Genomic DNA, 8,940 nt, shown 5'->3' on the forward strand with positions numbered 1-8,940 from the left:
CTTCGTGCGTTGCCAGTTCGAGAGCAACGAGAACGAGGGAAGCGGACATGGACGTCGAGACGATCGACCGGAACTACGAGCAGTTGCAGGAGCAGGGCCAGCAGACCGTGCGGGCGTTGTCGGCCCTCGCCGCCAAGCTGCAGCGCGCGGTGGAGGCCGGGGACCCCAACGCGCGCGAGTGGCTGCTGGACCTCAAGGAAGTCGCGCTCGAGGTGCGCACCGAGCAGGCCCAGGTCGGCCAGCTGCTCCAGTCGCTGCACACGTTCGTGGCCAACCACATCGACGACGAGGCCCGCTACGACCGCCCGCCGACGACCGGCTACCAGTCGCAGCAGCCTTACCCGCCGCAGCCGCCGCAGTACCGGCAGCAGTATCAGGACCAGTACCAGCAGCAGTACCAGCAGCAGGGCTACGGTCAGGGCGGCGGAGGCGCGTTCAGCCGGTTCATGGGCAGCGGCTTCGGCCAGGCGATAGCCATGGGCGCGGGCCTGGAGATCGGCGAGGACCTGATCGACGACATCTTCGGCTGACGGTCGGGCGCGCCTGCTCAACAGGCGTCTGACGAGGGCATGTCGAGGGGGTTGGCGCGGGGGTATGGGAAGGGCGCTGAGTCGCTCCCCTCCCATGCCCCGATCGGCAGGCGCACGCTACGGCCCGGCGCGATCGTCTTGGAAAGCGGCTGAGGGGCGATCGAGGATCTCCGGCTCCTCATCCGGCTCGGCCACCTCGACCGTGCCCAGCGAAGGGAAGGTGACCGCCCGGCTGTCGTAGTTCAGTTGCGTAACCGCGAGGGCGCCGGACTGCCGCAGCCAGTCGGCTCTGCCGAGCCCGAGCGACGCTAGGGGCAGGCCGTAGGCTGAAGACACAGCCTAGGCCGGACAGGTGATCCCACGTCAGCGGTCGAGCGGCTACGCAACACAAGACCTTACCTTGGAGATATGCCGCTCGTTCCTTGGTGGGTGCTGTTGTCCTCGGGATTCGCCCCGGTGTCACTGATCGCCGGCTGGGTGGCCGCCACCTCGCTGCAACCGCCGAGCTTCGATCCGCTCAGCCAGACCATCAGCTCCCTTGCCGCGCACGGCGCGACCGACCGTTGGCTGATGACCTCCGTGTTCGTGGTGGTGGGCCTGTGCTACATCGTCACCGCGTGCGGGCTGGACGCGGTGCGCACGGCCGCGCGCGCAAGCATCTTCGTCGGCGGGAGCGCCTCGGTCCTGGTGGCGTTCTCCCCGGAGCCGGCGGGCGGCGGCACCACCGCCCAGCACATCCTGGCCAGCGGGGCGGCGTTCATCGCGCTCGCGCTCTGGCCGTGCCTGAGCGTCGAACGCGGCCCGCGAGCGCCCTGGGTGCTCCGGCCGGCCACGGCGATCATGTTCACCGTGTTGGTCGCGGTGCTGGCCGGATGGTTCCTGTTCGAGCTGCGCTCGGACGGCGTGGCCGGGCTGGCCGAGCGCATCGTGACGGGGCTTCAGGCCGTGTGGCCGGTGATCGTGGTCGTCTGCCTGCGGCGCGCGTCGCAGTACGCGCGCCAGCCGCGCCGGGCCGCCGAGCGTCAGACGGCCGACGGCTGACGCCGCGTCACGACGGCTGGCTCACGACCACCGGCTCACGGCTGGCGGGTGACCGCCGCGGACGGGCCGCCGAGCACGTCAGGGCGCGACGTCGCCTCCTCGCCGTCCTCAACCGTACGGCCGGTGCACACGATCGCGGCCAGGCCGAGGGCGAACGCGGCCACGGTCGCGGTCGGAATCGAGCCGCCGGGCGCGAAGCCGTCGACGGCCAGCCGCGACAGGCCCGCGCACGCGGCGAAAAGACCGATCAGCAGAAGCGCCGGCGACCAGTAGCCGGGCCGCCCGACCCCGGCCGGCAGGCGCACCAGCGGCCGCTCGGCCCACATCACCACCGCGACCAGCGGCACGAACACCGCCGTCAGCAGGAGGAACCAGACCGGCCGCCAGGCGAACCACTGGCCGGAGCCGACGCCCGGCTGCGGCAGCACGCCGGTGACGTAGAAGGCCCCCGAGACGATGATCACCGGGACGAAGTGCCACAGGTACACCGTCATGACCAGCACGTTCGACCGGGACAGGAAGCGCCACAGTTTCGGCCGGGAGGGCAGCGCGGCGGAGACGAGCGGCTCGGCGAGCAGGACGAGCCCGGTCTGCACCGCGGCGAAGGCGAGCAGGGCGATGGACGGCGGGTTGGTGTTGCCGGAACCGACCATGTCGACGTTGAACGTCCGGGTGGTCACGAAGACGGTCAGCAGCACGCCGCCGGCCGCGATCAGCACGTACAGGCGTCGGCGCGGGGTGGTCAGGGTGCGATCCTGCCAGGCGAAGCCCCACTGGTGGATGCATCCCCATACCAGCAGATAATCGGCATACCCCAGCAGGTGCACGTCGAGGCCGCGCGCGACGACGTTCACCAGGCCGGCGCCCACGGCCATCCAGGCGGGTACGGCCAGACCCCAGCGCTGATGCGCCGCGAACATGAGCGGCGTGAGCGCGATCAGCAGCAGGTAGACCGGCAGGAACCACAGGTGCAGAGCGGAGAGCCAGCCGGCCAGCGCCAGCTCGGAGTGCGGGAGGCCGGCCATGCGGGCGATCGCGACCATCACCAGCGCCCAGACGATGTACACCGCCGTCGGCCACAGCAGCCGCACGGCCCGCCCGCGCACCCACGGAGTCCACCCCTCGCCCCGCGCGCGCCGTGACGCCCATGACTGGCCGTTGACATAACCGCCGACGAGGAAGAAGACCGGCATGACCTGGAACAGCCAGGTCACCCACCGGCCCCATCTGACGTAGTCCACCGCGTCGACGCCGGACAGCCGGCCGCCGCTGTAGGTCACCGAGACCAGCAGCCAGTGGCCGTAGACCACGCCGCCGATGGCCACGACCCGCAGAAGGTCCGCGTATCGATTCCGTGTCATGCCACGAACACCGCTTCCTCACCGCGCGGCCGAACCCGCGCGCGATCCCATCATCGCAGCCGAAGGGCGCGAAGACGCGGCAGCGCGCTCGCGTATGCGTACCCGGATACGGCCGCCGATCGGCCGAACCGGTGACAACGGCGGACGGTCCCGTTTGGCCCGCGTCCATCGGGGCGGCAAGGGCCGATCACCCACCCGGGCCACTGCCAGCGGCACGAGGCGGAGCCGAGGGAGCGGTGGCGGGCGTAGGGCGGGCGCGGCACCCGGATAGGATTCCCCAGACCGTTTCGTACACGCTGTCGATCGGGCCGCACCGTGCCCCGGCAGCGAGCTGCTGGGAGGCATCACCTATGTCCACCGTCACGCTTCGGGGCAACGAGATCGAAGTCGGCGGGTCGTTCCCGCAGCCGGGTGCCGAGGCCCCGGGATTCTCCCTCGTCGGCAAGGACCTCGCCGACGTCACGCTGGAGTCGTTCGGCGGCAAGCGGAAGGTGCTCAACATCTTCCCGAGCGTGGACACCGGCACCTGCGCGGCCTCGGTCCGCCGGTTCAACGAGCTCGCCTCGAAGCTCGAGAACACCGTCGTGCTCTGCATCTCCGCGGACCTCCCGTTCGCCCAGGCGCGGTTCTGCGGCGCCGAAGGGCTGGAGAACGTCGTGACGCTCTCCACCCTGCGCCACTCCGACTTCCTCGCCGCCTACGGCGTGGCCATCGCCTCCGGCCCGATGACCGGCCTGGCCTCCCGTGCCGTCGTCGTCCTCGACGCGGACAACGTGGTCACCCACGCCCAGCTGGTGGCCGAGATCGCCGACGAGCCCGACTACGACGCGGCCGTCAGCGCCCTGAGCTAGGCGTTCCACCTCGCGCCGACCCCGTCCCGCTTTCTGGAGTGAGGCGGGGTCAGCCGTTTCCGGTGACGTCCGCGGCGACGGCGGTCATGGACAGCAACATCAGCGCGTCGTGTTCCGGCGTCGCGGGCGGCGCCTGGTAGATCATGATGCGCTGGCTCTTTCCGGCCGGGCCGAGCACTTCGCTGGCCAGGGTGAGCCGGCCGATCACCGGGTGCTGGAAGTCGGTGGACCCGGCGCGCTTGATCCACACCTCGTGCCGGTCCCACAGGGACGCGAACTCGCTGCTGACCGCGGAGAGCTCGGCGGCCAGTGAGGCGGTGCGCTCGGGCGCGGTCAGCTCCGCGGTGCGCAGTTGGGCGAGGCAGTTGCGGGCCACCCGGTCCCAGTCGGCGAACAGGGTGCGCGCGGCGGGGTGCAGGAAGGTGTAGCGGATCGTGTTGCGTTCGGCGGGCGGCCAGTCGTCAAGGCCTGGCATCAGGGCGTAGCCCTCCGGGTTCGCGGCGAGCACGTCGTTGATCTCGTCCACCACGTATGCCGGGCTCGGGCGGACGGAATCCAGCAGCAGGAGGAGTCCGGGACCGGCCGGGCGCGGTTCGGCGGGTGGGCGGCGCGATGTGCGGCCGGCGGCCTGGTCGGCCAGGCCGAGCAGGTGCGCGTGCTCGTCGGCGCTCAGCCGCAGCGCCTGCGACAGCGCGCCCAGGACCGCGTCGCTCGGGGCCTTCTCCCGCCCCTGCTCGATGCGTATGTAGTAGTCCACGCTCACGCCGGCCAGGGCGGCCAGCTCCTCCCGGCGCAGACCCGGCGTGCGCCGCACCCCCAGCCCGGTGGGCAGCCCGACCTCGTCCGGTCCGATCCGGCCGCGCCGGTTGCGCAGGAACTCAGCCATCGCGTTCACGATCCGAGTCTGCCACCGGTTCGGCGATTCCCGGGTGGCCGTGATGCACCTAGGAACGATGCGGCCTTACTCGAAGCGGTCCCAGGCCGCAGTCTCGGATCATGACTACTCAGACAATCATCATCGGCGGCGCCTCCGGCATGGGCCACGCGTTGGCCCGAACCCTGGTCGCCGAGAACGACGACGTGACCCTTGTCGGTCGCTCCGCGGACCGCCTGGCCGCCGCCCGCGCGCAGTTGGAACGGCTCGGCACCGGAAGGATCGACACCGTCGTCGCCGACATCGGGCGGGAGCAGGACATCGCCGACCTGTTCGCCAAGGTGGAGCAGGTGGACCACGTGGTCGTCACCGCGGCGGACTCGACCGGCGTCTACGGCGCGACGGCCGACCTCGCCACGTCGGTCGCCCGGTCCGTGCTGGACACGAAGCTGCTCGGCGCCTGGCTGGTCGGCAAGCACGCAAGCGGGAAGGTCACCGGCTCGATCACCTACACCTCGGGTATCAACGCCTACCGCCCCAACGGCTCGAACACGATCATGGCCGCGGCCAACGGCGCGCTCGCCTCGCTCGTCCACGGCCTGGCGATCGAGATGGCGCCGGTGCGCGTGAACGCGGTCTCGCCCGGCTGGGTGGACACCCCCATCTGGGACAACCTCGGCATGGACAAGGACAAGGCTTTCGCGGAGATGGCACGGCGGCTTCCGGCCCGGCGCATCGGGACGCCCGACGACATCGCCCAGGCGTTCCTCTCGCTGATGCGCAACGGGTTCATCACCGGCACCGTGCTGCACGTGGACGGCGGACACCAGATCATCAGCTGACGGCGGATCAGGCGTAGGACAGGCCCTACCGGCGCATTGATGATCGGCTGGGTGTTGGTGGCGTGTCGGGTTGGGGTGGTCGTCGTGGTGTGGGCGGGCGCTTCGCTTCGCCCGGTTTCGTCTGTCCACCCGCCCACCCGTTGCGTCGGCGGGGCGGGCTGGGGTTTCAAGATCTCGCCTCCGGCGCGGGCCCTTTCCTCGGAGAGAGATGCCGGAGTCTGTGGGGTGGTGTGGTTGGCGGGGCGGGCTGGGGTTCGGAGTGGTCGGGTACCGGGGGTGTGTTCTCTCGCCGGAAAATACAACTGTTCGAGGGCATGGCGAAGCGCCCCGGCTGGCCCCGGGGGTTTAGTGTTCGTGTCCTGTTATGCCCGGGTGAGGGTGACGGTGTAGCCGAGGTTTTCCAGGGCGCGTTGGTGGTTGCGGGTGGCGCGGGCCTGGTTGAGGTGGCGTTCGTGCCAGTCGGGTCCGAGGTCGCGGAAGCGTAGGGCGGGGTCGTTGATCAGGTGCCAGGCGATCTCGAGGATGTTGCGGGCGATGGCGGTCTGCGCCTTCTTCTTCGGCATATGTCTGATCAGCCGGCGGTAGCGGGCGCCGAGGAAGGTCTGGCCGCGTTTGGCGCTGTTGGCGGCCTGTCCGAGGGGTCCTTTCAGCCACCGGTTGCCTTTCCCGGTCGGGCCGTGGGTGTTCTTCGACCCGGACTGGATGGCGCGCGGGGTCAGCTTCGCCCAGGAGGCGAGGTGGCCGGGGGTGGGAAAGGCGCTCATGTCCAGGCCGATCTCCGCGACGATCGCCTGCGCGCAGGCGCGCCCGACCCCGGGGATCTCATCGAGGCGTTCGAGCACGCCCATACCGTCCGGGGGCCGGGGGCCGCCCGCCTCGAGGTCCCGGATCCTGCGCTCGATCTCGGCGTCGAGCTCGGCGATCTGCGCGTCCAGGCGGTCGTTGTTGGCCAGCAGCAGGCGCAGCTGGTAGGCGTGGTGTTCGGTGAAGCGGCCCTCGAGGGTCTTGCGCAGCGCCGGAATCTTGTTGCGCAGCGTGCCCCGGGCCGGGCTTGTCAATTGGAGTGTGTAAGTTTGGGGACGGTTCTTCCTTCTTCGGGTCTCCGTCGGCGGTTGCCGTCGGTGACGGTTTTGCTGGTCAGACCGGGAGTTTGCCGGGGAAGCGGATCGCGAAGTCGTTCAGGGCCCGCTTCCAGCCGTAGGTTCCGGTGCCGCGTAGCTGTCCGGCCGGCACGTGGCGGCCCTCGCCGTCGATGTGGCGGCCCTCGATGCGGCGGATGCCGAGGTAGAGCAGTTTGATCGCGGCGTCGTCGTCGGGAAAGTGCCCGCGGGTCTTGCTGATTTTGCGGAGCTGGAAGTTCATCGACTCGATGGCGTTGGTCGTGTAGATGACCCGTCGCAGCTCGAGGGGGAAGTCGAGAAACGGTATGAACGTCTCCCAGGACCGCTCCCATGCGGAGATCACCCCGGGTGCGCTGCGGGCGAACGTGCCGCGCAGCGCTTCGAGCGCGGCCTCGGCGGCCGAGGCGTTCGCGGCGGTGTAGATCGGGCGCAGCGCGGCGGCGATCTTCTTGCGGTCGGCGTAGGCGACATACCGCATCGAGGTGCGGATCAAGTGGACCACGCAGGTCTGCACGATCGCCTCGGGCCATACGTGCCCGATCGCCTCGGGCAGCCCGCTCAGCCCGTCGCAGCACACGACGAGGGCGTCTTTCAGGCCCCTGTTGCGCAGGGAGGTCAGGACGTTGAGCCAGAACCGGGAGCCCTCCTTCTGCTCGATCCAGATGCCGAGCACCTGCTTGTACCCGTCGGTGTCCACGCCGATCACCAGGTGCGCGGCCTTGTTCACGACGCTGCCGGACTCGCGGACCTTCACCACGATCGCGTCGATGTAAAGGATCGGATACACCGCGTCGAGCGCGCGGTTCTGCCATTCGGCGATCTCCTCGCGCACCACCTCGGTCACGTTGGAGACCAGCGCGGGGGAGATCTCGGCGCCGTAGACCTCGGCGAGGTGGTCGCGGATGTCGCGGGTGGACATCCCCCGGGCGTAGAGCGAGAGGATCATCTCGTCGATCTGCCCGAGTCTCTTGGTGCGCTTGGGCACGATCCGCGGCTCGAACGAGCCGGCCCGATCACGCGGGACCTGCAGGCGCACCGGCCCGGACGCGGTGACCACGGTCTTGGGGTAGGAGCCGTTGCGCGAGTTGGGCGAGCCGACCCCGGCCGGATCCCCCTTCTCGTAGCCGAGGTGATCCGCCATCTCCACCTGCAGCGCCCGCTCGAGCACCGCCTTGGTGATCGCAGCCAGCAGCTCCTGCGCCCCGCCCCCGGCCTTCTCGGCCTCGGCCAGCAGAGAGTCGATCGCCTCCGGAGCCAGGATCGCAGCGACCCGACGGGCACCCTCGACCTGCTCGAGCTCCTCCACCAGATGCTCCTCGGCCTCCACCGACAGCACCTGGTCCATCTTCTTGCCACTCACAGCGTGTCACCATTTCTAGCAGCCAGGCACTACCACCTGCTGCTCAACAGGTCACCCGCTTACACACTCCATTAGACACGCTCCCCGGGCCAGGTCCGCGATCACCGCCGGGGAGCGCTGCCCGCTCACGAGCGCATCGAGCATCGCGCGCCCGGAGACCCCGAACAGGTCCGAGGCCTCGAGCGAGAGCTTGATCAGCGCGTCCTCCAAGACCTTCTCCACCCGGTTGCGGTACCGGGTGCGCTCACCGACCAGCACCTCGCGCAACCGGGTCAGGTCCTGCAACTCCCGCACCGGCCGGGGAGGTATGAACGAGGCGCGCAGCATCCCGCGCTCGGCCAGCTTCGCCAGCCACACCGCATCGAGCCGGTCGGTCTTGGCCCGGCCCGGCACGTTCTTGACATCCCGGGCGTTGACCAGCCACACCCGCAGCCCACGGGACTCGAGCAGGTAGAAGAACGGCCGCCAGTAATCCCCGGTCGCCTCCATCACCACCAACTCCACCCCCTGACACACCAGAAGGTCGCCCAACTCGTTGATCGCCGAGGTGAGCGCGGCCACCTTCCAGGTCCGCTGCACCCGCCGCGCACCGGCCCCGGGCACCCGCAGACACACCACCGCCGACGCCTTGGCGATATCGAGCGCTGCCACCCGCTCGACACGCCCGTCGGCTTCCTGCTCATCCCGCCAAACCATCATCTGATCGCCCATCAGGGCCTCCTTGCGATCCCGCGCTCCCCCGAGCCCGGCACCCCGTGCCCGCCACCCGACAGGCCACCCGAGGAACGCCAAGTCTCGCCGGCGTGCTCGAAGCAACAAGTCACAGCCCCGGATAGCAGCCCGTGTCAGACTCCTCGACGGGATACGAAACCCAAGAGAACTCGACCTCACACAGGCGGCGGGCACAAGCCCATTTTCACGCCGTCAAGGCGTCACCGGAAGGGGACAGGAAGACTCCTC

The 8,940-nt window shown here is 69.9% G+C and carries 9 protein-coding genes and 1 pseudogene; 4 read left to right on the top strand and 6 right to left on the bottom strand.

Going from position 1 to position 8,940, the window contains the following annotated elements; genetic code table 11:
• The first annotated feature begins 47 nt into the window (after positions 1-47).
• Positions 48-530 (top strand): hypothetical protein, encoded by a 483-nt coding sequence (locus ACTRO_RS42115; RefSeq protein ID WP_034272161.1) that lies wholly within the window; start codon positions 48-50, stop codon positions 528-530.
• Between the two features lie 117 nt (positions 531-647).
• On the opposite strand, the gene ACTRO_RS42120 is transcribed toward ACTRO_RS42115, so the two are convergent.
• Positions 648-866, bottom strand: a complete 219-nt coding sequence (locus ACTRO_RS42120) for a hypothetical protein (protein WP_034272163.1) — start codon at positions 864-866, stop codon at positions 648-650.
• Between the two features lie 72 nt (positions 867-938).
• Between ACTRO_RS42120 and ACTRO_RS42125 the strand changes: the two genes are divergently transcribed.
• A complete protein-coding gene (locus tag ACTRO_RS42125; protein ID WP_034272165.1) occupies positions 939-1,571 on the top strand; it encodes a DUF998 domain-containing protein in 633 nt (210 codons plus the stop codon).
• A 35-nt stretch (positions 1,572-1,606) separates the two neighbouring features.
• On the opposite strand, the gene ACTRO_RS42130 is transcribed toward ACTRO_RS42125, so the two are convergent.
• Positions 1,607-2,932 carry an acyltransferase family protein gene (locus tag ACTRO_RS42130; protein WP_063628176.1) on the bottom strand — a complete coding sequence of 442 codons (1,326 nt, stop codon included), beginning with the start codon at positions 2,930-2,932 and terminating at the stop codon, positions 1,607-1,609.
• A 350-nt stretch (positions 2,933-3,282) separates the two neighbouring features.
• Here ACTRO_RS42130 and tpx point away from each other — a divergent pair, with 350 nt between their 5' ends.
• On the top strand, positions 3,283-3,783 hold the full coding sequence (tpx, locus tag ACTRO_RS42135; RefSeq protein ID WP_034272167.1) for a thiol peroxidase: 501 nt from the start codon (positions 3,283-3,285) through the stop codon (positions 3,781-3,783).
• A gap of 49 nt (positions 3,784-3,832) precedes the next feature.
• Here the strand turns inward: tpx and ACTRO_RS42140 are convergent, their stop codons facing one another.
• On the bottom strand, positions 3,833-4,669 hold the full coding sequence (locus ACTRO_RS42140; protein ID WP_051452228.1) for a helix-turn-helix domain-containing protein: 837 nt from the start codon (positions 4,667-4,669) through the stop codon (positions 3,833-3,835).
• A gap of 110 nt (positions 4,670-4,779) precedes the next feature.
• Between ACTRO_RS42140 and ACTRO_RS42145 the strand changes: the two genes are divergently transcribed.
• A complete protein-coding gene (locus ACTRO_RS42145) occupies positions 4,780-5,499 on the top strand; it encodes an SDR family oxidoreductase (protein ID WP_034272170.1) in 720 nt (239 codons plus the stop codon).
• Between the two features lie 362 nt (positions 5,500-5,861).
• On the opposite strand, the gene ACTRO_RS42150 is transcribed toward ACTRO_RS42145, so the two are convergent.
• The 3 genes and pseudogenes from ACTRO_RS42150 to ACTRO_RS42160 form a co-directional block, all read right to left on the bottom strand.
• Positions 5,862-6,557 (bottom strand): IS110 family transposase, encoded by a 696-nt coding sequence (locus ACTRO_RS42150; RefSeq protein ID WP_051452229.1) that lies wholly within the window; start codon positions 6,555-6,557, stop codon positions 5,862-5,864.
• Positions 6,558-6,636: 79 nt separating this feature from the next.
• Positions 6,637-7,965, bottom strand: a complete 1,329-nt coding sequence (locus ACTRO_RS42155) for an IS256 family transposase (protein WP_051452230.1) — start codon at positions 7,963-7,965, stop codon at positions 6,637-6,639.
• A 96-nt stretch (positions 7,966-8,061) separates the two neighbouring features.
• Positions 8,062-8,676, bottom strand: a pseudogene (locus tag ACTRO_RS42160) (IS110 family transposase); the annotation flags it as partial.
• Positions 8,677-8,940 lie beyond the last annotated feature (264 nt).

Origin of the sequence: Actinospica robiniae DSM 44927, from assembly GCF_000504285.1 — a bacterium.
Classification (GTDB): Bacteria; Actinomycetota; Actinomycetes; order Streptomycetales; family Catenulisporaceae; genus Actinospica; species Actinospica robiniae.

Bases quoted from the DNA above. Each gene is read 5' to 3' on its own strand.
- ACTRO_RS42115 (WP_034272161.1), top strand. From the start codon at position 48: ATGGACGTCGAGACGATCGACCGGAACTACGAGCAGTTGCAGGAGCAG.
- ACTRO_RS42125 (WP_034272165.1), top strand. From the start codon at position 939: ATGCCGCTCGTTCCTTGGTGGGTGCTGTTGTCCTCGGGATTCGCCCCG.
- ACTRO_RS42130 (WP_063628176.1), bottom strand. From the start codon at position 2,932: ATGACACGGAATCGATACGCGGACCTTCTGCGGGTCGTGGCCATCGGC.
- tpx (WP_034272167.1), top strand. From the start codon at position 3,283: ATGTCCACCGTCACGCTTCGGGGCAACGAGATCGAAGTCGGCGGGTCG.
- ACTRO_RS42140 (WP_051452228.1), bottom strand. From the start codon at position 4,669: ATGGCTGAGTTCCTGCGCAACCGGCGCGGCCGGATCGGACCGGACGAG.
- ACTRO_RS42145 (WP_034272170.1), top strand. From the start codon at position 4,780: ATGACTACTCAGACAATCATCATCGGCGGCGCCTCCGGCATGGGCCAC.
- ACTRO_RS42155 (WP_051452230.1), bottom strand. From the start codon at position 7,965: ATGGACCAGGTGCTGTCGGTGGAGGCCGAGGAGCATCTGGTGGAGGAG.